Annotated in this window: 20 protein-coding genes; 12 read left to right on the top strand and 8 right to left on the bottom strand. The window is 74.1% G+C overall.

The genetic code is table 11. The features are described 5' to 3' along the window. Positions 1-153: 153 nt before the first annotated feature. The gene (gene metE / locus ACIG3E_RS16705) at positions 154-2,478 is read left to right on the top strand and encodes a 5-methyltetrahydropteroyltriglutamate--homocysteine S-methyltransferase (protein WP_399616322.1); all 2,325 of its coding nucleotides are present in this window, start codon (positions 154-156) and stop codon (positions 2,476-2,478) included. 45 nt (positions 2,479-2,523) lie between these two features. On the opposite strand, the gene ACIG3E_RS16700 is transcribed toward metE, so the two are convergent. The 3 genes from ACIG3E_RS16700 to ACIG3E_RS16690 all read right to left on the bottom strand — a co-directional run bounded on the left by ACIG3E_RS16700 (position 2,524) and on the right by ACIG3E_RS16690 (position 4,732). After that, a complete protein-coding gene (locus tag ACIG3E_RS16700) occupies positions 2,524-3,093 on the bottom strand; it encodes a TetR/AcrR family transcriptional regulator (protein ID WP_399616320.1) in 570 nt (189 codons plus the stop codon). Positions 3,094-3,156: 63 nt separating this feature from the next. Next, positions 3,157-4,545: an amidase gene (locus ACIG3E_RS16695; RefSeq protein WP_399616318.1), complete on the bottom strand. Its 1,389-nt coding sequence runs from the start codon at positions 4,543-4,545 to the stop codon at positions 3,157-3,159. Then, entirely contained in the window at positions 4,532-4,732 is a 201-nt protein-coding gene (locus tag ACIG3E_RS16690; RefSeq protein ID WP_242727713.1) for a hypothetical protein, read from the bottom strand. The genes ACIG3E_RS16695 and ACIG3E_RS16690 overlap by 14 nt, the downstream gene beginning before the upstream one ends. 194 nt (positions 4,733-4,926) lie before the next feature. On the opposite strand from ACIG3E_RS16690, the gene ACIG3E_RS16685 reads away from it, so the two are divergent. The 4 genes from ACIG3E_RS16685 (at position 4,927) to ACIG3E_RS16670 (ending at position 10,982) form a co-directional block, all read left to right on the top strand. Further along, positions 4,927-5,805, top strand: a complete 879-nt coding sequence (locus ACIG3E_RS16685) for an MBL fold metallo-hydrolase (protein WP_399616315.1) — start codon at positions 4,927-4,929, stop codon at positions 5,803-5,805. A gap of 111 nt (positions 5,806-5,916) precedes the next feature. Further along, positions 5,917-6,978 (top strand): chitinase, encoded by a 1,062-nt coding sequence (locus tag ACIG3E_RS16680; RefSeq protein ID WP_399616313.1) that lies wholly within the window; start codon positions 5,917-5,919, stop codon positions 6,976-6,978. Positions 6,979-7,159: 181 nt separating this feature from the next. Continuing rightward, positions 7,160-9,682, top strand: a complete 2,523-nt coding sequence (locus tag ACIG3E_RS16675; RefSeq protein ID WP_399616311.1) for a polysaccharide lyase family 8 super-sandwich domain-containing protein — start codon at positions 7,160-7,162, stop codon at positions 9,680-9,682. Positions 9,683-9,749: 67 nt separating this feature from the next. Further along, positions 9,750-10,982: an MFS transporter gene (locus tag ACIG3E_RS16670; protein ID WP_399616309.1), complete on the top strand. Its 1,233-nt coding sequence runs from the start codon at positions 9,750-9,752 to the stop codon at positions 10,980-10,982. Between the two features lie 67 nt (positions 10,983-11,049). Here ACIG3E_RS16670 and ACIG3E_RS16665 read toward each other — a convergent pair whose 3' ends face one another. The 4 genes from ACIG3E_RS16665 to ACIG3E_RS16650 are packed head-to-tail and all read right to left on the bottom strand — an operon-like array spanning position 11,050 to position 15,956. Beyond that, positions 11,050-12,192 (bottom strand): XdhC family protein, encoded by a 1,143-nt coding sequence (locus ACIG3E_RS16665; protein ID WP_399616307.1) that lies wholly within the window; start codon positions 12,190-12,192, stop codon positions 11,050-11,052. Further along, entirely contained in the window at positions 12,185-14,377 is a 2,193-nt protein-coding gene (locus ACIG3E_RS16660) for a xanthine dehydrogenase family protein molybdopterin-binding subunit (protein ID WP_399616305.1), read from the bottom strand. Before ACIG3E_RS16660 ends, ACIG3E_RS16665 begins: the two co-directional genes overlap by 8 nt. Further along, complete coding sequence (locus ACIG3E_RS16655; protein WP_399616303.1) at positions 14,374-15,366, bottom strand: FAD binding domain-containing protein; 993 nt, start codon at positions 15,364-15,366, stop codon at positions 14,374-14,376. The genes ACIG3E_RS16660 and ACIG3E_RS16655 overlap by 4 nt, the downstream gene beginning before the upstream one ends. Further along, positions 15,363-15,956 carry a (2Fe-2S)-binding protein gene (locus ACIG3E_RS16650; RefSeq protein ID WP_399616301.1) on the bottom strand — a complete coding sequence of 198 codons (594 nt, stop codon included), beginning with the start codon at positions 15,954-15,956 and terminating at the stop codon, positions 15,363-15,365. The genes ACIG3E_RS16655 and ACIG3E_RS16650 overlap by 4 nt, the downstream gene beginning before the upstream one ends. A gap of 339 nt (positions 15,957-16,295) precedes the next feature. Between ACIG3E_RS16650 and ACIG3E_RS16645 the strand changes: the two genes are divergently transcribed. Then, positions 16,296-16,871, top strand: coding sequence for a TetR/AcrR family transcriptional regulator (locus ACIG3E_RS16645; protein WP_399616299.1), 576 nt, complete (start codon positions 16,296-16,298; stop codon positions 16,869-16,871). Between the two features lie 18 nt (positions 16,872-16,889). Here the strand turns inward: ACIG3E_RS16645 and ACIG3E_RS16640 are convergent, their stop codons facing one another. Further along, on the bottom strand, positions 16,890-17,312 hold the full coding sequence (locus ACIG3E_RS16640) for a secondary thiamine-phosphate synthase enzyme YjbQ (RefSeq protein ID WP_399616296.1): 423 nt from the start codon (positions 17,310-17,312) through the stop codon (positions 16,890-16,892). 133 nt (positions 17,313-17,445) lie between these two features. Here ACIG3E_RS16640 and ACIG3E_RS16635 point away from each other — a divergent pair, with 133 nt between their 5' ends. The 6 genes from ACIG3E_RS16635 to ACIG3E_RS16610 all read left to right on the top strand — a co-directional run bounded on the left by ACIG3E_RS16635 (position 17,446) and on the right by ACIG3E_RS16610 (position 22,818). Then, the gene (locus tag ACIG3E_RS16635; RefSeq protein ID WP_346347462.1) at positions 17,446-17,529 is read left to right on the top strand and encodes a putative leader peptide; all 84 of its coding nucleotides are present in this window, start codon (positions 17,446-17,448) and stop codon (positions 17,527-17,529) included. Positions 17,530-17,714: 185 nt separating this feature from the next. After that, the gene (locus ACIG3E_RS16630) at positions 17,715-18,608 is read left to right on the top strand and encodes an ABC transporter permease (RefSeq protein ID WP_399616294.1); all 894 of its coding nucleotides are present in this window, start codon (positions 17,715-17,717) and stop codon (positions 18,606-18,608) included. Next, complete coding sequence (locus ACIG3E_RS16625) at positions 18,581-19,333, top strand: ABC transporter ATP-binding protein (RefSeq protein WP_399616292.1); 753 nt, start codon at positions 18,581-18,583, stop codon at positions 19,331-19,333. The genes ACIG3E_RS16630 and ACIG3E_RS16625 overlap by 28 nt, the downstream gene beginning before the upstream one ends. Before the next feature lie 77 nt (positions 19,334-19,410). After that, a complete protein-coding gene (locus ACIG3E_RS16620; protein WP_399616291.1) occupies positions 19,411-20,454 on the top strand; it encodes an ABC transporter substrate-binding protein in 1,044 nt (347 codons plus the stop codon). Positions 20,455-20,456: 2 nt separating this feature from the next. Further along, positions 20,457-21,665, top strand: coding sequence for an LLM class flavin-dependent oxidoreductase (locus tag ACIG3E_RS16615; RefSeq protein WP_399616289.1), 1,209 nt, complete (start codon positions 20,457-20,459; stop codon positions 21,663-21,665). Between the two features lie 49 nt (positions 21,666-21,714). Then, positions 21,715-22,818 (top strand): NAD(P)-binding domain-containing protein, encoded by a 1,104-nt coding sequence (locus ACIG3E_RS16610; protein ID WP_399616287.1) that lies wholly within the window; start codon positions 21,715-21,717, stop codon positions 22,816-22,818. Positions 22,819-22,844 lie beyond the last annotated feature (26 nt).

Raw genomic sequence — 22,844 nt, 5'->3', positions numbered from 1 at the left:
GCGGCTCACCGGTGACCTCGTGGGCGGGTCGGCGTACACATCGGGCACAGGCGCGCGGCCATCGACGGCCGCGGCCGGTCGGCCGGTCTGTTCCTCCTTCGCGCTCCCGATCGTCCCGGGACCCATACGACATTGCTCGCGAAGGAGAGTTCTGTGACAGACAAGTCCGCAGCCGCGGCGGCACGGGCCACCGTGTACGGCTACCCCCGTCAGGGCGCAGACCGGGAGTTGAAGAAGGCCGTCGAGGGCTACTGGAAGGGCCGCGTGAGCGCCGAGGGCCTGCGGGAGACGGCGGCCCTGCTGCGCCGCACGAACTGGGAGCAGCTCGCGGACGCCGGTGTCCACGAGGTCCCGACCGGCGACTTCTCGTACTACGACCACGTCCTGGACACCAGCGTGATGGTCGGCGCGATCCCCGCCCGGCACCGCGCCGCCGTCGCGGCGGACCCGCTGGACGGCTACTTCGCGATGGCCCGGGGCACCGCGGAGGTGGCGCCCCTCGAAATGACCAAGTGGTTCGACACCAACTACCACTACCTGGTGCCGGAGCTGGGCCCGGACACGGTCTTCGCGGCGGACGCGACGAAGCAGGTCGCCGAGGTGAAGGAGGCGCTCGCGCTCGGCCTCGCCGCGCGCCCCGTGCTCGTCGGCCCGGTCACCTATCTGCTGCTCGCCAAGCCCGCGCCGGACGTCGACCCGGGCTTCGAGCCGCTGACCCTCCTGGACCGGCTGCTTCCCGTGTACGCGGAGGTCCTCGCCGACCTGCGGGCGGCGGGCGCCGCCTGGGTGCAGCTGGACGAGCCCGCGCTCGTCCAGGACCGCACGCCCGCCGACCTGAACGCGGCGGCCCGCGCCTACCGCGACCTGGGCGCGCTCGACGACCGCCCGAAGCTGCTCGTCGCCTCCTACTTCGACCGGCTCGGCGAGGCGCTCCCGGTGCTCGCCAAGGCGCCCGTCGACGGACTGGCCGTCGACTTCACGGGGCCCGCCGCCGCCAACCTCGACGACCTCGCGCGGGCGGGCGGCCTGCCCGGCAAGCGCCTGGTCGCGGGGGTCGTCGACGGGCGCAACATCTGGATCAACAACCTGGAGAAGTCCCTCAGCACCCTCGGCACCCTGCTCGGGCTCGCCGACCGCGTGGACGTCGCCGCCTCCTGCTCCCTGCTGCACGTGCCGCTGGACGCCGCCGTCGAGCGCGACATCGACCCGCAGGTCGCCCGCTGGCTCGCCTTCGCCCGGCAGAAGACGACCGAGCTGGTCACCCTGGCCCGCGGGCTGTCCCAGGGCCCGGACACCATCGCCGCCGAACTCGCCGCGAACCGCGCCGACCTGGCGTCGCGGGCGGGCTCCGCGCTCACCCACGACCCGGCGGTGCGCGAGCGCGCCGCCGCCGCGACCCCCGCCGACGCCCGGCGCGCGCAGCCCTATCCGGAGCGGGCCGCCGCGCAGCGCGCGAGCCTGGGCCTGCCGCTGCTCCCGACGACCACCATCGGCTCGTTCCCGCAGACCACCGAGTTGCGAACGGCCCGCGCCGACCTGCGCGCGGGCCGGATCGACGCGGCCCAGTACGAGGAGCGCATCGAGTCCGAGATCCAGGCGGTGCTCGCCTTCCAGGAGAAGGCGGGCATCGACGTCCTGGTGCACGGCGAGCCCGAGCGCAACGACATGGTCCAGTACTTCGCCGAGCAGCTCACCGGCTATCTGGCGACCCGGCACGGCTGGGTCCAGTCGTACGGCACGCGCTATGTGCGGCCGCCGGTGCTCGCCGGTGACATCTCGCGCCCGCAGCCGATGACGGTGCGCTGGACCTCGTACGCGAACGCGCTCACCGACCGGCCGGTCAAGGGCATGCTGACCGGGCCGGTGACCATGCTCGCGTGGTCGTTCGTCCGCGACGACCAGCCGCTCGGCGACACCGCGCGCCAGGTGGCGCTCGCCCTGCGCGACGAGGTGAACGACCTGGAGGCGGCGGGCACGTCGGTGATCCAGGTCGACGAGCCCGCGCTGCGCGAGACGCTGCCCCTGCGCGCCGCGGACCGGGCCGCGTACCTGCGGTGGGCGACGGAGTCCTTCCGGCTCACCACGAGCGGCGTGCGGCCCGAGACGCAGATCCACACCCACATGTGCTACGCGGAGTTCGGCGACGTCCTCCAGGCCATCGACGACCTCGACGCGGACGTCATCAGCCTGGAGGCGGCCCGCTCGCACATGCGGGTCGCGGACGAGCTGGCCGCCGCGGGCTATCCGCGCGAGGTGGGGCCCGGCGTGTACGACATCCACTCGCCGCGGGTGCCGGGCTCCGACGAGGCGGCCGCCCTGCTGCGCAAGGGACTTGAGGCCATCCCGGCCGGGCGGCTGTGGGTCAACCCGGACTGCGGCCTGAAGACGCGCGGCTGGCCGGAGACCCGGGCGTCCCTGGAGAACCTGGTCGCCGCCGCGCGGCAGGTCCGGGCGGAGCTGACGGCGCGGGAGTCCTGACGCGCGCCGCCCGGGGGCCGGGGCGCCCCGGCCCCCGGGCGGTGCTCAGCGGGCGTTCGAGGTGAGGACCGCGTCCACGAGGTCGCGCGCGAACTCCGGTGCCAGGCCGTCCGGCCGGAACAGGATCCGGAACAGCAGCGGCGCGACCACGTGGTCCATGACGGCCTCGCGCTCCGGCAGCCCCCGCTCGCCCCGCTCGGCGGCGCGGGCCAGGAGCAGGTCGATGTGCTCGGCGGAGTAGTCCGAGCAGCGGCTCGCGTTGCCGCTCTCGGGGTCGCCGAGGAGCGCGTCGCGCAGATAGGCGCGGCCCGGCGCCGACGACATCTCCTCCAGGAAGTGCTCGGCCCACGCCGTCAGGTCGGCGCGGAAGCCGCCGTGGTCCGCGGGGTCCGCCTCGGGCCGCAGCCGCTCGACCGCGACGTCCGACAGGAGTTCCTGGAGGTCGCCCCAGCGGCGGTAGACCGTGGACGGCGTGACCCCGGCCCGCGCCGCGACCAGCGGGACGGTCAGGGCCGCGCGGCCCTGCTCCGCCTCCAGCTCGCGCACGGCGGCGTGCACGGACGCCTGCACCCGGGCGCTGCGCCCGCCGGGTCGGGCCATGGGCCTGGGACTCATGCCGTTCACCTTAACGCGCATTCCTAGCTTCTACGGGCGGGGAGCCCGGCCCCTGCGGGGCGCTCAGGCCGCCGCGGCGACCGGGTCGGGCGCGGTGACCGGCGTCGGAGCGAGTGCCCCCGGGTCCGGCCGCGTCCGTTCGTACGCCTGCCCGGCGCGCAGCAGCGTCCGCTCCCCGCGCGGGCGCCCGATGAGCTGCATGCCCAGGGGAAGGCCCGCGCCGTCGCGGCCGACGGGCACGGTCAGGGCGGGCAGTCCGGTGATGTTGGCGGGCGCGGACAGGCGTACGTAGGCGTCCGGCACGCTCTCGGCCGTGCCGTCGGGCCACTGCACGGTCTGCTGCCCGGCGTGGGCCGCGGTGAGCGGCACGGCGGGCGCGGCGACGACGTCGACCTCCTCCAGGAGCCGCGCCCACTCCTGCCGCATCAGGGTGCGGGCGCGCTGGGCCCGCAGGTAGTCGCCCGCGTGGAACAGCTCGCCCGCCTCAAGGAGGACGCGGACGTCGTCCCCGTACAGCTCGGGCGTCGTGCGCAGCGTCCGCTCGTGGTTCGCGCTGGCTTCGGGGACCATCAGGCCCCACTGGATCGCCTGGACGTAGCGGGTCATTGGGATCGTCACGTCCACGAGGTCGGCACCGAGCTCGCGCAGGCGCTCGACGGCGGCCCGTACGGCGGCTTCGACGTCGGGCGTGACGCGGTCGAAGTAGTAGTTGGCGGGGACGCCGACCCGAAGGCCCGTCAGGTCCCCTTCCTCATAGGGGAGATGGGTGTCTCCGGTGAGGGCGGGCAGCACGAGTGCGGCGTCCTGGACCGTGCGCGCGAGGGGGCCGACGTGGTCGAGGGACCAGGACAGGGAGGTCACTCCGCGCGTGGGCACCAGGCCGTAGGTGGGCTTCAGGCCGACGACGCCGTTGAGCGCGGCGGGGACCCGGATGGAGCCGCCGGTGTCGGTGCCGATCGAGAAGAGCGCGGCTCCGGCCGCCACGGCGACGGCCGAGCCGCCGCTCGACCCGCCCGCGACCCGGTCGGCGGCCCAGGCGTTGCGGGTCTGCGGCGTCGTCAGGCCGTACGCGAACTCGTGCGTGTGGGCCTTGCCTAGCAGGACGGCGCCCGCCGCCGCGAGCCGGGCGGCCACCGCGCTGTCGGCGTCCGCCACATGGCCGTCACGGACACGGGAACTGGCGCTGGTGGGCTGCCCCTTGACGTCGATGAGGTCCTTCAGGGCGAACGGGACGCCGTGCAGGGGGCCGCGCGCACGCCCGGCGGCGAGGTCGCGCTGCGCCTGCTCGGCGGCGCGGCGGGCGGCTTCGGCCCGCACCTCCACATAGGCGTTGAGGCGCGGCTCCACCTCCGCGACGCGCTCCAGGACCGACGCGGTGAGTTCGACCGGGGACAGCTCGCGCGCGGCGATCGCGGCGGCCGCGGCGGCGAGGGTCAGCTCATACGGCCGCATCGCGCACCTCCGCCCCGGCGGGCGCGGGCGCCACGCCGGTGAGGTCGAGCTCGCGCAGGGTCGCGACGACGGCGTGGATGTGCGCGGCGGTGGCGGCCACGGCGTCGAGGCGTTCATCGGCCAACGGAAGCCCCGCGCGGCGGGCCCAGCGGGCCGCGTCGTGGCGGTCGAGGTCGGCAGGGGGCATGGGGGTGTGTCCTTCCAGAGGGGACCGGGCGGAATCAGGCGCCATCAGACGGAACAGCAAAAGCTAAGTGTTTGCTTTAGGTCACCCTAGGGGCTAGCCTCCACTAACGCAAAGGCATTGCTTTTAGCCGCCGGGGGCCACGCATCCATCCCGTCCGGCACCCCTCCGGCACCCCTTCGAGACACGGAGCACCCATGACCCACCACCCCGCCCCCACCTGGACCGTCGGGAGCGTCGCCGTGCACCGCGTCGACGAGATCGACTTCCCTCCCGAGACGGGCGCCTGGCTGCTGCCCGACGCCACCGCGGACACCGTCACCGGAACGCCGTGGCTCGCCCCGGACTTCGCCGACGCCGACGGCGTGCTGCGCGCGTCCAGCCACAGCTTCGCGTTCACCGTCGACGGGCGGCGGATCCTCGTCGACACGGGCATCGGCAACGGCAAGCAGCGCGCGCTGCCCGCCTGGAACGACCTGGACACCGACTACCTCGACCGGCTCACCGCCGCGGGCTTCCCGCCCGAGTCCGTGGACCTGGTGATCCTCACCCATCTGCACGCCGACCACGTCGGCTGGAACACCCGCCTGGACGGCGGGAGTTGGGTGCCGACCTTCCCCAACGCCCGCTACCTCACCACCCGCACGGAGTGGGACCACTGGGCGACGGCGGAGCTGGAGGAGTCCCGGCGCCAGATGTTCCGGGACTCCGTGCACCCGGTCCACGAGGCGGGCCTGCTCGACTTCGCGGACATCACGGAGGGCCCCGTCGCGCTCGCGCCGGGCCTGCGCCTCCTCCCGGCCCCCGGCCACACCCCCGGCCAAGTCGCCGTGGAGCTGGGCGACGGCGACGCCACCGCACTGATCACCGGGGACGCCGTCCACCACCCCGTCCAGCTGGCGCACCCGGAGATCAACAGCTGCGTGGACATCGACCCCGGCCTGGCCCGCAGGACCCGCCGCGCCCTGCTCGGCACGGCCGCGGACACCGGCGCGCTCCTGCTCGGCACCCACTTCGCCCCGCCGACGGGGGGCCGCGTCGTACCGGAGGGCGAGGGCTGGCGGCTCGGCGCCTGACGCGCCGACAGTTTCAGATTGGACCAGACCTATTGACGACAGGTCTATACCTACTTACCGTCGGCCGCATCACATCCCATCCGCAGCAAGGCCTCCCCGAGGGAGCACGCCATGATCGGTCGGACGGTACGTCTGTTGGGAGCGGCCCTGGCGCTGGCCTTCGCGGCACAGTTGCCCGCCGCGGCGGCGCCGGACGCGCCGACGGCAGCGCGGGACGAGACCTGCCCGGTCAAGTCCAAACCCGCGGGCAAGGTCCTCCAGGGCTACTGGGAGAACTGGGACGGCGCGTCGAACGGGGTCCACCCGCCGTTCGGCTGGACCCCCATCACCGACTCCCGCATCGGCGCCCACGGCTACAACGTGATCAACGCCGCCTTCCCCGTGATCCGCTCCGACGGCACGGTCCTGTGGGAGGACGGCATGGACGCCACCGTGAAGGTGGCGACGCCGTCGGAGATGTGCCAGGCCAAAGCGAACGGCGCCACGATCCTCATGTCGATCGGCGGCGCGGCGGCCGGCATCGACCTGAGTTCGAGCGCGGTGGCCGACCGCTTCGTCCAGACGATCGTGCCGATCCTCAAGAAGTACAACTTCGACGGGATCGACATCGACATCGAGACCGGCCTCGTCGGCGGCGGCAACATCAACCAGCTCTCGCCGTCCCAGTCCAACCTCATCCGCATCATCGACGGCGTGCTCGCCCAGATGCCGCCCAACTTCGGCCTGACGATGGCCCCGGAGACGGCGTACGTCACCGGCGGCAGCGTGGTGTACGGCTCGATCTGGGGCGCGTACCTGCCGATCGTGAAGAAGTACGCGGACAACGGCCGCCTATGGTGGCTGAACATGCAGTACTACAACGGCAGCATGTACGGCTGCGCCGGTGACTCCTACTCCGCGGGCACCGTCCAGGGCTTCGTCGCCCAGACCGACTGCCTCAACAAGGGCCTGAACATCCAGGGCACCACCATCAAGGTCCCCTACGACAAGCAGGTGCCGGGCCTTCCCGCGCAGCCCGGCGCGGGCGGCGGCCACATGTCGCCGAGCCTGGTCGCACAGGCCTGGAACAACTACAACGGCGCCCTCAAGGGCCTGATGACCTGGTCGATCAACTGGGACGGCTCGCGGAACTGGACGTTCGGCGACAACGTCAAGCGCCTCCAGGGGCGTTGAGCCACGGCCTCGGACGGCCCTCTACCGACGTCCCCCGCCCGGCGGCCACCACCGCCGGGCGGGGGACGTCGTCGTGCCGGGACGCGCCGGATCGCTCCGCGTCGGCCCGTCCCCTTGCCCGGCCCCCTCCCCTCTGCTTGACTCCGCCGCCGACAGGCCACCCCCACTCGCGGAGGACCCCATGGACCTCACCCGCAGACGTCTGCTCTCCGCGCTCGCCGCCGCCGGGCTGCTGAGCGTCGTCCCCCGGCGGCAGGCGAGCGCGGCCGACCGGGACCGCCTCGTCGCCAACGTGGTGGCCGTGTTCGCCGGGACTCCGGAGTCCAACGCCAGGCCCGAGACCCGCGCCAAGCTCGCCGCCGTCGAGCGCACCGCGCGGGCGAACCTGAAGGCGCTCGACGAGGCGGGACCGGACGAGCTGTTCGACGGCCTCGTGCTCGGCAGCGACGAGGCCAACCTCAACACCGCCTTCCGCAAGCTGTACGAGATCGCGCTCGCCACCCGCACGCCCGGGCTCCCCGCCCCCGACCTGTACGGCGACACCGCCGTGCAGCGCCGCGTCGTCGACGGCCTCGGATGGCTGCACGAGCGCTACTACGGCGACCAGGCCAAGGGCTACTACGGCAACTGGTTCCACTGGGAGATTGGCATCTCCCAGCACATCAGCAAGACGCTGGTGCTCCTCGCCGACGCGGTCCGCGCGTACCGTCCCGAGCTGATCCGCACGTACGTCGCCTCCATGGACGCGTATCTGCGCAACGGCGTCGGCGGGGACGTGAACCTCGACTCCCGGTTCCACACCGGGGCCAACCTCGCGGACATCACCACCAACCGCGTCCTCCAGGGCGTGCTGCTCGCCGACGACGCGCGGGTGCGCAAGGCGCTCACCGACCAGCTCACGGTGTTCGCCACCATCGACCCCTACGACCTCAAGCACGGCGTGACGGACGGCTACTACGCCGACGGATCGTTCCTCCAGCACTCCTCCGTCGCCTACACGGGCTCATACGGCAAGGGGCTCCTCACCCGGGTGACGCAGACCCTGAAGTTCCTCGACGGGACGGGGTTCGCGCACGGCGAGGAGCTGGTGCCGGTCGTGCTGCGGTGGGTGCGGGACGGGTTCGCCCCGGTGATCTTCGAGGGCTGGATGATGGAGATCGTCAAGGGCCGGGCGGTGTCCCGCACCGACAGCGGATACGCCGACGTGGGCGTGGTCGTCGAGGCCGTCGTCGACCTGGCGTCGCTCGCGCGCGGCGACGACGCGCGCGCCCTGCGGAGCTATGTGAAGCACGTGCGGCAGACGTCCCACGTCGCCCCCGACCCGGGCCGGTTCGTCTCCCCCGTCAGCATCGTGCGGTACGCCGACATCCTCGGCGACGCGTCGGTCCCGGCCGCCGACCTCAACCCCGCCGCGCGCTGCGTCGCGTTCAACGCCATGGCCAAGACCGTGCACCGCAGACCCGGCTACGCGTTCGCGCTCGCCCGCAGCTCGGACCGGATCAGCAAGTACGAGTACATGAACGGGGAGAACCTCCTGCCCTGGTTCCAAGGAGAAGGGACCCACTATCTGTATCTGTCGGGGCAGGACCAGACGGACGCGTTCGGGGTCCACTACTTCACCGCCGTTTCGCCCTACGCGCTCGCCGGGGTCACGGCCCCGGTGGAGACGCGCCGCTCCGTGCCCGAGCTCTACGGCAAGCCCTACTACGACAACCCCTCCCACCCGCTGCGCTTCACGTCGTCCTCCGAGTCGCAGAACACGTACGTCTACTTCCCGCGCGGCACCCACCGGTTCTCGGGCGGTGCCGTCCTCGGTGCGTACGGCGCCGCCGGAATGGTGCAGTCGAGCGATGTCGCCGACCGCGACCGCGCCCTGCTGCCGGACGACTTCGTGACCTACCGCAACGCCTGTGCCACCAAGTCGTGGTTCCTGTTCGACGAGGAGGTCGTCGTGCTCGCGGCAGGCGTCGCGGACACCGCCGGGCGCGCGGTGACCACGACCCTCGACACCCGGATCTCCGCGCCGGGCGCCCGTGTGGCCCTCACCGGGGCGCTGCGCGACGGGCGGCCCTGGAGCGGCACCGGCGTCGGCCGCCTCGCCTGGCTGCGGTGGGCCGACGCCGCGCGGGGCGGCGCGGTCGGCTACGCCTTCCTGGACACGCCCCCGGTGCGCGTCGCCCTGGACGACGTGACGCGCAGCCTCCGCGTCGTCAGGACGGCGAACCCGGACACCCCCGTGACCCGCGGGGTGTTCGCCGTGCGGGTCGAGCAGGAGGCCGGAGCCGCCCCCGCGCGGCTGGCCTACGCGCTGCTGCCGCACGCGAGCGAGGCGCGGCTGCGGTCGTACGCGGAGGTCGAGGTGCTCGCCAACTCGCCGCGCCTCCAGGCGGTCACGCACACCGGCCTCGGTCTGACGGCCCTCAACTCCTTCACGGACGGCCGCCACGACGCGGGGCGCCTGTGGGTGGACGGGCCCGCGTCGGTCCTCGTGCGGCGCGGGCCCGGCACCCCATCCGTCGAGGTCGCCGTGTCCGACCCGACCATGGGCAGGGACGCCGTCGGGCTCCTGCTGCGCGGCCGTCCGCTGCGCGTCGTCGACGCCGACGACGGGGTGCGCGTACGGGCCGTCCCCGGCGGCACCAGGATCGACGTCACCACGCGCCACGCGTACGGCCGCAGCCTCACGGTCGCCCTGCGCCCTTGAGAAATCCCCGGCGCGGCCCCACCGTCGTGTACACCCGCAAATGTGACGCCCGTGACATGGAGGACGCATGGCGACGGACACGACGGACAAGGCGACGAACCGGCGCGGCGTGGCCGTCGTCGCCGCCCTGATGCTGGGCGCCTTCGCCTTCAACACCACCGAGAACCTACCGATCGGCATCCTCAAGCTGATGGCGGACGACCTGGACCGGTCGCTGTCCGCCGTCGGACTCCTGGTGTCCGGGTACGGCCTGACCGTGGCCCTCGTCTCGGTGCCGATCGCCCGGGCGACCCGGTCCGTGCCGCGCCGTCTGGTCCTGTGCGCCCTGCTCGCCGCGCTGCTCCTGGCGAGCGTCGTGGCCGCGCTGCTCCCCTCGTACGGGGTCCTGCTGGCCAGCCGACTGGTGACGGCGGTGGCCCAGGCGCTGTTCTGGGCGGTGATGGGGCCGGTCGCGGTGGGCCTCTTCCCGCCGCACGTGCGGGGGCGTGTCATCGGGGCGCTCTCGGTGGGCGGTTCGGCCGCGCTGGTCCTGGGCGTGCCCGGCGGCACCTGGCTGGGGCAGCACGCCGGTTGGCAGGTGCCGTTCCTGGTGGTGGGCGCGCTCGCGGTCCCCTCGTTCGTCGTCATCGCCGCCGCCCTGCCCGCCTCGCCCCCGGAGGAGAGCCACGCCGCCCGCGGGGTGCGGCCCGACAAGCGGCGCTTCGCGGTCGTCCTGGGCGTCACGGCCCTCACGGTCACCGGGGTGTTCGCCGGGTACACGTACATCTCCGAGTTCCTCGTCGACGAGAGCGGGTTCTCGGAGTCCGCCGTCAGCACGCTGCTGCTCGTCCTCGGCGTCACCGGCATCGTCGGCGTCGCGGTGTACGGGCGGCTCCTCGACCGGTTCCCGCGCGCGACGCTCGCGGTGCCGGTGGCCACTCAGGCGGTGGCGCTGCTCGGCCTGTACATGGCGGGCGGCTCGCGGGTGGTCGCCACCGCGGCGATGGTGTTCCTCGGCGCGTCGCTCGGCCCGATCTTCATGGCCACGCAGAACCGGGTCATGGACGTCGCCCCGGGCCGCACCGAGACGGCCATCGCGGCGAACAGCGCCGCGTTCAACGCCGGGGTGGCCGCGGGCGCCCTCGCGGGCGGCCTGCTGCTGCCCCTCGTCGGCGTCCGGGGCACGTTCCTCGTCGGTGGCCTGATGACGCTGGCCGCGCTCGCGCTGCTCCTGGCGGAGCGCGTCCCGGGCGGCGGGGAGCGGCGGTCGGCCGCGCCGAAGGAGGCGTCGACCCGCGAGGACGTGGGCGTCCGGCCCTGACGTGCCGGGGCCCGGAAGCGGTACGCGCCGCCCGGGCCCCGTGCCGTGGTCAGGCTCCCGGCCGTGGTCAAGCTCCCGCCGGTACCCGGCGCTCCCGTCCGTCCCGGTGGATCGGCACCCGCGTGCCGGTGAGCGACGCGCCCGTGCCGCCGCGCCGGGTCGCCACGATCTCGGCGGCGATGGACAGCGCCGTCTCCTCGGGGGTGCGCGCGCCGAGGTCGAGGCCGATCGGCGAGTGGAGCAGCGCCAGTTCGCCCTCCGTGAGGCCCGCCGCGCGCAGGCGGCGCATGCGGTCGTCGTGGGTGCGGCGCGAGCCCATCGCGCCGACGAACGCGACCGGCAGGCGCAGCGCCACCTCCAGGACGGGCACGTCGAACTTGGCCTCGTGCGTGAGCACGCACACCACCGTGCGGGCGTCCGTGCCGGTGCTCCGCAGATAGCGGTGCGGCCAGTCCACGACCACCTCGTCGGCCTCGGGGAAGCGCGCCGGGGTGGCGAAGACGGGCCGGGCGTCGCACACGGTCACGTGGTAGCCGAGCAGTTTGCCGGTGCGCACGAGGGCCGCGGCGAAGTCCACCGCCCCGAACACGATCATGCGCGGCGGCGGCACGCTCACCTCGACGAGCAGCGTCACGCCGCCCGGGCAGCGCGAGCCGTCCTCGGACACCTCCACGGTGCCGGTGCGCCCGGCGTCGAGCAGGGCGCGGGCCTCCGCCGCGGCCGTGCGGTCCAGGGCTTCGGCGCCGCCGAAGCCGCCCGCGGACGTGCCGTCGGCGTGGACGAGCAGGGCGCGGCCGAGCAGGTCCGCCGGGCCCCGGGCCACCCGGACCAGGGCCGTCGGCTCGCCGGCACCGACCCGGGCGAGCGCCTGCCCCACCACCGCGCGGTCCGGGGAGTCCGCGCCGTAGGGCGTGACCAGGATCCGGAGGGTGCCGCCGCAGGTGAGGCCGACGGCGAAGGCGTCCTCGTCGCTGTAGCCGAACTCCTCCACCACCGCCGTGCCCTCCTGGAGCGCGCGCAGGCACAGGTCGTACACCGCGCCCTCGACGCAGCCGCCGGAGACCGAACCGACGGCCGTGCCCTCGCTGTCCACGGCGAGCGCGGCGCCGGGGCCGCGCGGGGCGCTGCCGCCGACGGCCACCACGGTGGCGACGGCGAAGGCGCGGCCCGCGTCGGTCAGGCGCCGCAGCTCGTCGGCGATGTCAAGCATGACCGTCCCCGGCACCGGCCCCGTCCGCGGCGGGCGCCGGGGTGCCGGGTGCCGCCGTGGCTCCGGTGCCCGCAAGGAGCACCCGGTCCGGCCGGATCGGCAGGTCCCGGTGGCGTACCCCGGTCGCGTGCCACACGGCGTTGGCGACGGCCGCCGCCACACCCACGACTCCGATCTCGCCGATGCCCTTGATGCCGACGGGGTCGTCCTCGTCCACGTCCTCGACCCAGTCGGCCTCGATGGCGGGGACGTCGGCGTGCGCGGCATAGTGGTAGCCCGCGAGGTCGGCGCCCACGTGGGTGCCGGACGCCGCGTCCCTGGCCGCCTCCTCGTGCAGCGCCATCGACAGGCCCCACGTCATCCCGCCGACCAACTGGCTGCGCGCGGTCAGCGGGTTGACGATCCGGCCCGCGGCGAACATGCCGAGCATCCTGCGGACCCGTACCTCACCGGTGGTGACGTCCACGGCGACCTCGGCGAACTGCGCGCCGTAGGAGTGGCGTTCCTTCTTGGCGAGGGCCGCGAGCACGTCGCTGGTGTCGGACCGGGCCGTGATGCCCTCCGGTGGTACGGCGCCGCCCAGGGCCAGGCGCTCCCGTAGCTCGCGCGCGGCCAGGGACACGGCCCAGCCCCAGGAGCGCGTGCCCATGGAGCCGCCCGCGAGCCACGCCAGGCCGAACTCGCTGTCCGCGATGCGCACCCGCACCTGGTCCAGCTCCACTTCCAGGGCGTCCGCGGCGATCTGGGTCAACGCGGTGCGGGCGCCGGTGCCCACGTCGGACGCGGTGATCCGCACCGTGAAGGTGCCGTCGGGCTCCGCCGTCACGGCCGCCGTGGACGGGGACGCTCCGACGAAGAACGTGGCCGCGGCCGTGCCGGTGCCGATCAGCCAGCGCCCGTCGCGGCGCGTGCCCGGACGCGGGTCGCGCTCCGCCCAGCCGAAGCGCCGGGCCCCCTCGCGGAAGCAGGCGACGAGGTTGCGGCTGCCGAAGGGCAGGCCCGACACGGGCCCGACGACCGGTTCGTTGCGCGCGCGCAGCGCGATCGGGTCGACGCCGCACTTCTCGGCCAGCTCGTCCAGGGCGCTCTCCAGGGCGAACGAGCCGGGCGCCTCACCGGGCGCGCGCATGAACGTCGGCGTGGGCACGTCCAGGGGCACCATGCGGTTGACGGAGTGGTGGGCGTCGGCCGCGTACAGGTTGCGCCCGAACGAGGCGCTGGGCTCGACGAACTCGAAGAGCGTCGACGTCGCGCTGTGCGCCACGTGCCCGAGCGCCCGCAGCCGCCCGTCGGGGTCGGCGCCGAGCCGCACGTGCTGGGTCGTCGCGCTGCGGTAGCCGACCACCGAGAACATCTGCCGCCGGGTCAGGACGACGCGCACGGGCCGGTCCAGGACCGTCGCCGCCATCGCGGCGGCCACCTGGTGCGGCCGCAGGCCCTTGCAGCCGAAGGCGCCGCCGACGTGCTCGGAGCGGACCCGCACGGAGTCCGGGTCGAGCGAGAACAGCCGGGCCAGCTCGTCGGCGATCCAGTGGCTGCCCTGGTTGGAGTCGACGACTTCGAGCCTGCCGCCCTCCCAGCGGGCGGCCGCCGCGTGCGGCTCCATCGGGTTGTGGTGCTCTTCGGGGGTGGTGTACCGCTCGTCCACCACCACGGCGGACGCGGCGAGTTCGGCCTCGATGTCGCCCTTGGTGGCCTCGTTGGGCGCGCCGAGCACGCTCTGCGGCGTGTAGGCGTCCGCGTGGCCCGCGTGGAAGCCGACGTCGTGCGGCTCCTCGGCGTAGCGCACCCGGAGCGTCTGGGCGGCCTCGCGCGCCTGCTCGGAGGTCTCGGCGACGACGAGGGCGACCGGCCAGCCCGCGTACGGCACGCGGTCGTGCTGGAAGAGCCCGACGACCGGGTCGGGCGGCCCGATGGTGCCCATGTACCCGGCGTCGACGCGCGGGGCGTTGCCGTGGTGCAGCACCGCGAGCACGCCGGGCAGCCCGAGGACCGGTTCGGCGTCCACGCCGAGGACGCGTCCCTTGGCGACGGTGGACAGGACGAGCCAGCCGTGGGCGAGTTCGTCGAAGGGCAGCTCACCGGCGTAGCGGGCGGCTCCGGTGACCTTGTCGCGGCCCTCGATCCGGGTGTGCCCGGTGCCGACGGCGCCCGCCTCGGCCGTCGTGCGGGTGGCGGTGGTCATCGGCCCGCCCCCTCGGCCAGTTCGGTCAGGACGGCGACGACGAGGTTGCGCATCAAGGTCACCTTGTATCCGTTGTGGGGCAGGGGCGCGGCGGCCGCGAGCTCGGCGTCCGCGGCGGCGGCGAAGGCCTCGGCGCTCGCCGGGCCGCCGGTCAGCGCCCGCTCGGCGGCGTGCGCCCGCCAGGGCCGCGACGCGACCGCGCCGAAGGCGAGGCGCACGTCGTGGACCAGGCCGTCCCGCACGTCGAGGGCGGCGGCGAGCGAGCCGATCGCGAAGGCGTACGAGGCGCGTTCGCGCACCTTGCGGTAGCGGGAGCGCGCGGCCACCGGGGCGGATGGCAGGGTGACGCCCGTGATCAGGGCGCCGGGCGGCAGGGCGGTCTCCCGGTGCGGAGTGTCGGCCACCGGCAGGTAGAAGTCCGCGAGCGGCATCTCACCGGGCCCGTCCAGGGTTTCGTACGAGACGACGGCGTCGAAGGCGGCGAGCGCGACGCCCATGTCGGAGGGGTGCACCGCGACGCAGTGCTCGGTGGCGCCGAGGATGGCGTGGTTGCGGTGCTCGCCCGCGATGGCGGAGCAGCCGCTGCGGGGCGTCCGCTTGTTGCACGGCTGCGCCAGGTCGGTGAAGTAGGCGCAGCGGGTGCGCTGCAGGAGGTTGCCGCCGACCGTGGCCATGTTCCGCAGCTGGCCGGACGCTCCGGCGAGGACGGCCTGGCTCAACGCCGGGTATTGGAGGCGCACTTGGGGGTGGGCGGCGAGGTCGCTGTTGCTGACCGTGGCGCCGATCCGCAGGCCGCCGTCGGCAGTCGGCTCGATCCCGCCCAGGGGCAGCCCGGTGACGTCCACGAGGCGCTCGGGGCGCTCCACGCCCGCCTTCATGAGGTCGACGAGGTTGGTGCCGCCCGCGAGGAAGCGCGTACCGCCGTCGGCACCGTGCAGGGCGACGGCTCCGGGGACGTCCGGGGCGCGCAGATAGCCGAACTCCCTCATGCCACGGCCTCCTTGCCCGCCGCTGTCGTTCCGGCGGGGGCGGCCGTGGCCTCGGCGGCGCGCTCGACGGCCCGCACGATGGACACATAGGCGCCGCACCGGCACAGGTTGCCGCTCATCCGCTCCCGGATCTCCTCGGCGGTCAGCGGCGGCACGCCCGCGTCGGGCCGTACGTCGGCGGTCGCGGCGCTCGGCCAGCCCGCCGCGTGCTCGTCGAGCACGGCGAGGGCCGAACAGATCTGCCCCGGCGTGCAGTACCCGCACTGGAAGCCGTCGAGGTCGAGGAACGCCTGCTGCACCGGGTGCAGTTGGCCGCCTTGGGCCACGCCTTCGATGGTGGTGATCTCGCGCCCTTCAGCGGCCACCGCGAGCTGTAGACAGGAGACGGCGCGGCGGCCCTCGACCAGCACGGTGCAGGCGCCGCACTGGCCCTGGTCGCAGCCCTTCTTGGTGCCGGTCAGATCCAGGCGTTCGCGCAGCACGTCGAGCAGCGTCGCGCGGTGGTCGACGGGCAGGGTGTGCTTCTCGCCGTTGACGGTGAGCGTGATGACGCTGCCCGTCGCGGCGGGTTCCGAGGGGGGTGGAGCCATGGTCAAGCCTTCTTTCGCGGACGCGGTGACAGCGCGCGCTCGCGGCCGGGACGTGCCCGGACCGGCGGGACGTGCTTGAACTGGTGGGGCCTGCGGGAAAGGTGGTGCGGGGGCGCCGGGCCGGTCCTCGGCCCGGTCGAGCGGGAGGGCGGACACGTCGAGCGGGAGGGCGGACACGGGCAGCGGACGACAGGAGGGCACACATTCAGCCACTCTGCCGCTATCGTGAGCACAAGCGGACAACTGTCCGTTGCCTTCGAACCTAACGGACAGCTGTCCGCTTATCAAGGGCTGTCGGCTCGACACGGCCGGACGGCCGCGATCCCGGAAGGACGAGGGGTGCACGAGAGGAAGAACGCGCCACTGCGCTCGGACGCGCAGCGCAATCGCGCACGCATCCTGGAGGTGGCGCTCACGGAGCTGACGCGGGCGGCGGACACCCCGCTCAGCGCCATCGCGAAGAAGGCGGGCGTCGGCCAGGGCACCTTCTACCGCAACTTCCCGAGCCGCGAGGCGCTCGTCCTTGAGGTGTACCGCTACGAGGTCGAGCAAGTCGCCGACACCGCCGCCCAGTTGCTTCAGACCCGGCCCCCCGACCAGGCCCTGTGGGAGTGGATGACCCGCCTCGCCCGGTTCTCCATGACCAAGGCGGGCCTGGCCCAGGCGATAGGCAAGGCCACCGCGCACGGCAGCTTCGCCGCGCTCGGCCACGGACCGCTGACCTCCGCCATCGCCCTGCTCCTCGACGCCAACGACGCGGCGGGCACCATCCGCCCGGGCCTGACCCCCGACGACTTCCTGCTCGCCATCGCGGGGCTGTGGCACATCGACCCGGACAGCGACTGGCAGGCGCGCGTGGACCAGCTCCTCGACATCGTCATGGACGGCCTGCGCGCGGGGGCGCCGGGCCGCTGACCGGACGGGCCCCTCCCTTTACCCCAGGAAGCTCAGCCGCACCTGGCGGTCGGGGTTGTCCTTGTTCGTGTCGACCAGACACACGGACTGCCAGGTGCCGAGCTCCAGGCTGCCGCCGATCACCGGGAGCGTGGCGTGCGGGGCCACCAGGGCGGGCAGCACGTGGTCGCGGCCGTGGCCGGGGCTGCCGTGCCGGTGCTGCCAGCGGTCGTCGGCGGGCAGCAGGGTGTGCAGCGCGGCAAGCAAGTCCCTGTCGCTGCCCGCGCCGGTCTCCAGCACGGCGATGCCAGCTGTCGCGTGCGGGACGAAGACATTCAGGAGGCCGTCGCGACCGCGGGCCGCCTCGCGCAGGAAGCCCGCGCACTCGTGGGTGAGGTCGACGACCGTCTCGTCCGAGCCGGTCGCGACGTGCAGGATGCGGGTGGTGAAGGCGTCGGACATGCCTCCCATCCTGCACCAGCTCCCGGCCCCGGCCAGGCTGGACACCCCCCGGGCCTTTCGCCAGGCGATACGGCACGTCCGGTCCGCGAGACGCCATTGACCGTGACCGGCCGAGATCGCTACGTTCGGCCGCATGGTCCGTTCAGCTCTGCTCACTTCGCGCGGTCACATCGACCTGCTGCGGGTGGCCTCCTCCGCGTGTCGCCGCGGCTGCTGACGCCTTCTCACTTCGCTTCTCCGCGCACGCTCCGTCCGCCGTCGCCGGGTTCCCCCGACCGTGTGACCGCGCGTCGCGTCCCCGCCGTGCCCTGACGCGCCCCGCCCTCGCTCCCGCCGCCCCGCACCACGTGGCCGAGGCGCGCCGCGTCACCGCGCCCCGCCTCTCCCCCGCCCTGGAGCGCCATGAGCATCAGTCACGCCCCGCCGCCTCCGCCACCTGACATATCCGGAACGTCTCCCCACGAGGCCAGCGCTGCGGAATCCGGGGTCGCGCCCGACCTCGTCGCCCTCGTTCCGGCCTCCGCCCGCCGCACCCGCGTCCCCCGCTGGCTGCGCCGCACCACCGGCCCCGTCCTACTGCTCGCCCTGTGGCAACTGCTCAGCACGACAGGCACGTTGAGCCCCGACACCCTTGCCCCGCCGGGCACCATCGCCCGGGTCGCGGGCGACCTCGTCGAGGACGGGTCGCTGCCCTCGGCCATGGGCGTCTCCCTCCAGCGCGTCGCGATCGGGCTGCTGCTCGGCACGGTGGTCGGGACCGGGCTCGCGCTGCTCTCCGGGCTCTTCCGGATCGGCGAGGACCTCGTGGACGCGAGCGTGCAGATGCTGCGCACCGTGCCGTTCGTCGGCCTGATCCCGCTGTTCATCATCTGGTTCGGCATCGGCGAGACCCCGAAGGTCGCCCTCATCACGCTCGGGGTGTCCTTCCCGCTCTACCTGAACGTGTACGCGGGCATCCGAGGTGTCGACTCCCAGCTCATCGAGGCCGGTGAGTCTTTGGGGCTGTCCCGGTGGGGGCTCGTGCGGCACGTGATCCTGCCGGGCGCGCTGCCCGGCGCCATGACCGGCCTGCGCTACTCCCTCGGCATCGCCTGGCTCGCGCTGGTCTTCGCCGAGCAGATCAACGCCGACGCGGGCATCGGCTTCCTCATGGTCCAGGCCCGGGACTTCCTGCGGACCGACGTGATCGTCGTCTGCCTGATCGTCTACGCCTTCCTCGGCCTCCTCGCCGACTTCGTGGTCCGCACACTCGAAAGGCTGCTGCTGCAATGGCGACCGACGTTCACCGGCCGGTGACCCCCGGCCCCGCGCCCTCGGCCGTACGCGTCGAGGGCCTCACCCGCTCCTTCGACGGCCGCCCCGTCATCGACGGACTGCGCCTGGACGTGCGGCCCGGCGAGTTCGTGGCGCTGCTCGGCCGCAGCGGCTGCGGCAAGTCCACGCTCCTGCGCGTCCTCGCCGGACTCGACCGGGACATCGAGGGCACCGTCCTCGTGCCGCGCCGCAAGGCCGTGGCGTTCCAGGCGCCGCGCCTCATGCCCTGGAAGCGGGTGTGGCGCAACGTGCTGCTCGGCCTGCCCGGCAGGCCCGACCGGAACGTCGCCGAGCGCGCCCTGGCCGAGGTCGGGCTCGGCCACCGCGCGCACGCCTGGCCCAAGACGCTCTCCGGCGGCGAGGCCCAGCGCGCCTCGCTGGCCCGCGCGCTGGTGCGCGAACCCGACCTGCTCCTCCTCGACGAGCCGTTCGGCGCCCTGGACGCCCTGACCCGGGTCACGGCCCAGCGTCTGGTCGGCGAGCTGTGGCAGCGCCGGGGCTGTGCCGTGCTGCTCGTCACCCACGACGTGGAGGAGGCGGTGCTGCTCGCCGACCGGGTCCTCGTCATGGACGAGGGCGTCATCGCGCACGAGCAGCCCATCGACCTCGACCGGCCGCGCGACATCGCCGCCCCCCGCTTCGCCGCGCTGCGCGCCTGTCTCCTGGAGCGCCTCGGCGTCGAGTCCCCAGCCACGGCCGCCACCTGACCGCCCCTCACCCCGTCCTCTCCCCCGCGCCGCCCCGGCGCACCCCCACGACGTACTCGTAGAACGGACCCCCGCCCATGCGACGCCGACGCCTCGCCCCCGTCCTGCTCCTGCCCCTGGCGCTGGCCCTCGCCGCCTGCTCCGGGTCGTCCTCCGCCAGCTCGTCGACCGGTGGCCTCGGCGGGAGCAACACCGACGGCAAGGGGTCGCTGACCCTCAACGTCGGGGACCAGAGAGGCGGTTCGGAAGCCGTCCTGCGCGCCGCCGGAGAGCTCGACGACCTCACGTACAAGATCAAATGGTCGACGTTCACCTCGGGGCCACCGCTCCTCGAAGCCGTGAATGCCAAGGCCGTGGACCTCGGCGCGGTCGGCAACACACCGCCGGTGTTCGCGGCGGGCGCGGGCTCGAAGATCACCGTGGTGGCCGCGAGCCACGGCACGGCGCACGGCGAGGCCATCGTCGTGCCGAAGGACTCCGGCCTGAAGCGCACGGCCGATCTGAAGGGCAGGTCCGTGGCGGTGGCCCAGGGGTCGTCCGCGCACTACCAGCTGATCGCCTCCCTGAAGAAGGCCGGGCTCTCCCTGAAGGACGTCCGGGTCACCTACCTCCAGCCCGCCGACGCGCTGGCCGCCTTCACCGGCGGCAAGGTGGACGCCTGGGCGGTGTGGGACCCCTACACCTCACAGGTCCTGCGCGGCGGCAAGGGGCGGATCCTCACCGACGGCGACGGGCTGGTCAACGGCCTCAGCTTCCAGGTGGCCGCGCCCGGCGCGCTGAAGGACAAGAAGAAGGCCGCCGCCGTCGCCGACTACCTCAAGCGGCTGCGCAAGGCGCAGGACTGGGTGTTCGCCCACCCCGAGGCGTGGGCGAAGGTCTGGGCGAAGGACACCGGCCTGCCCTACGAGGTCGCCCTGGACTCGGTCAAGCGCTCGCAGGGCACGCGTGTCCCGGTCGCCGTCGACCGCAACGTCGTCGCGTCCGAGCAGGCCATCGCCGACACCTTCGCCGAGCTGAAGCTCATCCCCCGCCGCGTCGACTTCCGCGACTTCACCGACACCCGGTTCAACGGCTCGCTGCCGCCCTCGACCACCGAGCCCCGCACGTACAAGGAGTCCTGACCATGACCGTCCACCTCCACTGGTTCCTGCCGACCGGCGGCGACGGCCGCACCCTCGTCGACCGGCACGCCTACACCGACGGCGGCATCACCCGCTCCCGCGTCACCCCGGTGAGCGGCGTGCGGGCCCCCGACATCGCGTATCTGGCCCAGATCGCCAAGGCCGCCGAGCAACTCGGCTTCGAGGCCGTGCTCACGCCGACCGGCACCTGGTGCGAGGACGCCTGGCTGACCACGGTCGCGCTCGCCCAGCACACCGAGCGCCTGAAGTTCCTGGTGGCCTTCCGGCCGGGGGTCCTCTCCCCCGTGCTCGCCGCGCAGATGGCGGCGACGTACCAGCGCATCACGCGCGGGCGGCTGCTCCTGAACGTGGTGACCGGCGGCGACTCGACCGAACAGCGGCGCTTCGGCGACCACCTGGACCACGACCGCCGCTACGCCCGCACCGACGAGTTCCTCTCGGTGGTGCGCGGGGTGTGGAGCGGCAAGCCGTACGACTTCGACGGTACGCACTACCAGGTCGAGGGCGGGCTCACCGCGCTGCCGCCGGACCCGCTGCCGGAGATCTTCTTCGGCGGCTCGTCGGCCGCGGCGGGCCCGGTCGCGGCGCGTCACACCGATGTCTATCTGACCTGGGGCGAGCCGCCCGAGCAGGTGAAGAAGAAGATCGACTGGATCCGTGGCCTGGCGGAGGCGGAGGGGCGCACGGTCCGCTTCGGCATCCGCCTGCACACCGTCTCCCGGGACTCGTCCAAGGAGGCGTGGGCCACCGCGCACCGCCTCCTAGCGGACCTCGACGCGGACACCGTCGCCGCCGCCCAGGAGGCCCTCGGCCGCAGCGAGTCCGTGGGCCAGCAGCGGATGCTCGCGCTGCACGGGGGCTCCCGCGACGACCTGGTGGTCTCGCCCAACCTGTGGGCCGGTGTCGGTCTGGTGCGCGGCGGTGCGGGCACCGCGCTCGTGGGCAGCCACGCGGAGGTCGCCGACCGCATCGAGGAGTACCACGCGCTCGGCGTCGAGCACTTCGTCCTCTCCGGCTACCCGCACCTGGAGGAGGCGTACTGGTTCGGCGAGGGCGTCACCCCCGAGCTGGCGGCCCGCGGGCTGCTCGCGCGCGTCCCCGCCTCGCCCCTGACCGGCGTCCCGGCGGCGAATGGCCGCCCGGCGTCGGCTCCGGGCGGGGCCCCGCTCCTGGTGGCCGGGGGCCGCTGACGCCGGGCGGCGCGGGAAGACCCCGGCCCCGCCCCGAGTTAGTAGAAGCGTGAACGGCATCGGGGTGCGAGACGCGGACGTGACGGACGTCGACGTGGTGGTCGTGGGCGCGGGGCAGGCGGGCCTGTCCAGCGCCTACCACCTGCGGCACAGGGGCTTCGAGCCGGAGCGGGACTTCGTGGTGCTCGACCACGCGCCCCGCCCTGGCGGCGCCTGGCAGTTCCGGTGGCCGTCGCTGACCTACGGCAAGGTGCACGGCATGCACGCGCTGCCGGGCATGGAGCTGACCGGCGCGGACCCCGCGCGCCCGTCGTCGGAGGTCATCGGCGCGTACTTCACCGCGTACGAGGACCGCTTCGGCCTGCGGGTGCGGCGCCCCGTCGACGTGCGCCGCGTCAGCGAGGGCGAGGGCGGGCGGCTCCTCGTCGAGACCTCGGCGGGGGCCTGGTCGACGCGTGCGCTCATCAACGCCACCGGCACCTGGGACAAGCCCTTCTGGCCGCGCTACCCGGGGCAGGAGACCTTCCTCGGACGGCAGGTGCACACCGCCGACTACCCGGGCCCCGAGGCGTTCCGCGGGCAGCGCGTCGTCGTCGTGGGCGGGGGCGCGTCCGGCACCCAGCACCTGATGGAGATCGCCCCGTACGCCGCCCGGACCTGGTGGGTGACGCGGCGGCCGCCCGTCTTCGCCGAGGGCCCCTTCGACGAGTTGCGCGGGCGCGCGGCGGTCGCGATGGTCGAGGAGCGGGTCCGCCAGGGCCTGCCGCCCCTGAGCGTGGTCTCGGTGACCGGGCTCGCCGTCACGGACGCGGTGCGCGAGGCGCGCGCGAACGGGGTGCTCGACCGGCTTCCGATGTTCGACCGGATCACGCCGACGGGCGTGGAGTGGGACGACGGGCGCAGCGCCGATGCCGACGTGATCCTGTGGGCGACGGGCTTCCGCGCGGCCGTCGACCACCTGGCGCCGCTCCGGCTGCGGGAGCCCGGCGGCGGCATCCGCATGGACGGCACGCGGGCGGCGGCCGACCCGCGCGTGCACCTCGTCGGGTACGGCCCGTCGGCCAGCACCATCGGCGCGAACCGCGCGGGGCGCGCGGCGGTGCGGGACATCGTGCGGCTGCTGGAACAGGAGCCCGTACCGGCGCTGACCTGACGTCAGCTCCCCGCGGCGCGGCGCTC

This window comes from Streptomyces sp. NPDC053474 (genome assembly GCF_044544845.1).
GTDB lineage: Bacteria > Actinomycetota > Actinomycetes > Streptomycetales > Streptomycetaceae > Streptomyces.
Note: the sequence above shows the minus strand (reverse complement) of the source record. Positions and strands in the feature narration are given on the sequence as shown.

What these genes read in the sequence shown, in the direction of transcription:
- ACIG3E_RS16615 (WP_399616289.1), top strand. Translation starts at nt 20,457, where the DNA reads ATGACCGTCCACCTCCACTGGTTCCTGCCGACCGGCGGCGACGGCCGC.
- ACIG3E_RS16660 (WP_399616305.1), bottom strand. Translation starts at nt 14,377, where the DNA reads ATGACCACCGCCACCCGCACGACGGCCGAGGCGGGCGCCGTCGGCACC.
- ACIG3E_RS16655 (WP_399616303.1), bottom strand. Translation starts at nt 15,366, where the DNA reads ATGAGGGAGTTCGGCTATCTGCGCGCCCCGGACGTCCCCGGAGCCGTC.
- ACIG3E_RS16635 (WP_346347462.1), top strand. Translation starts at nt 17,446, where the DNA reads ATGGTCCGTTCAGCTCTGCTCACTTCGCGCGGTCACATCGACCTGCTG.
- ACIG3E_RS16620 (WP_399616291.1), top strand. Translation starts at nt 19,411, where the DNA reads ATGCGACGCCGACGCCTCGCCCCCGTCCTGCTCCTGCCCCTGGCGCTG.
- ACIG3E_RS16630 (WP_399616294.1), top strand. Translation starts at nt 17,715, where the DNA reads ATGAGCATCAGTCACGCCCCGCCGCCTCCGCCACCTGACATATCCGGA.
- ACIG3E_RS16700 (WP_399616320.1), bottom strand. Translation starts at nt 3,093, where the DNA reads ATGAGTCCCAGGCCCATGGCCCGACCCGGCGGGCGCAGCGCCCGGGTG.
- ACIG3E_RS16675 (WP_399616311.1), top strand. Translation starts at nt 7,160, where the DNA reads ATGGACCTCACCCGCAGACGTCTGCTCTCCGCGCTCGCCGCCGCCGGG.
- ACIG3E_RS16695 (WP_399616318.1), bottom strand. Translation starts at nt 4,545, where the DNA reads ATGCGGCCGTATGAGCTGACCCTCGCCGCCGCGGCCGCCGCGATCGCC.
- ACIG3E_RS16690 (WP_242727713.1), bottom strand. Translation starts at nt 4,732, where the DNA reads ATGCCCCCTGCCGACCTCGACCGCCACGACGCGGCCCGCTGGGCCCGC.
- ACIG3E_RS16650 (WP_399616301.1), bottom strand. Translation starts at nt 15,956, where the DNA reads ATGGCTCCACCCCCCTCGGAACCCGCCGCGACGGGCAGCGTCATCACG.
- ACIG3E_RS16685 (WP_399616315.1), top strand. Translation starts at nt 4,927, where the DNA reads ATGACCCACCACCCCGCCCCCACCTGGACCGTCGGGAGCGTCGCCGTG.
- ACIG3E_RS16665 (WP_399616307.1), bottom strand. Translation starts at nt 12,192, where the DNA reads ATGCTTGACATCGCCGACGAGCTGCGGCGCCTGACCGACGCGGGCCGC.
- ACIG3E_RS16680 (WP_399616313.1), top strand. Translation starts at nt 5,917, where the DNA reads ATGATCGGTCGGACGGTACGTCTGTTGGGAGCGGCCCTGGCGCTGGCC.
- ACIG3E_RS16670 (WP_399616309.1), top strand. Translation starts at nt 9,750, where the DNA reads ATGGCGACGGACACGACGGACAAGGCGACGAACCGGCGCGGCGTGGCC.
- ACIG3E_RS16625 (WP_399616292.1), top strand. Translation starts at nt 18,581, where the DNA reads ATGGCGACCGACGTTCACCGGCCGGTGACCCCCGGCCCCGCGCCCTCG.
- ACIG3E_RS16640 (WP_399616296.1), bottom strand. Translation starts at nt 17,312, where the DNA reads ATGTCCGACGCCTTCACCACCCGCATCCTGCACGTCGCGACCGGCTCG.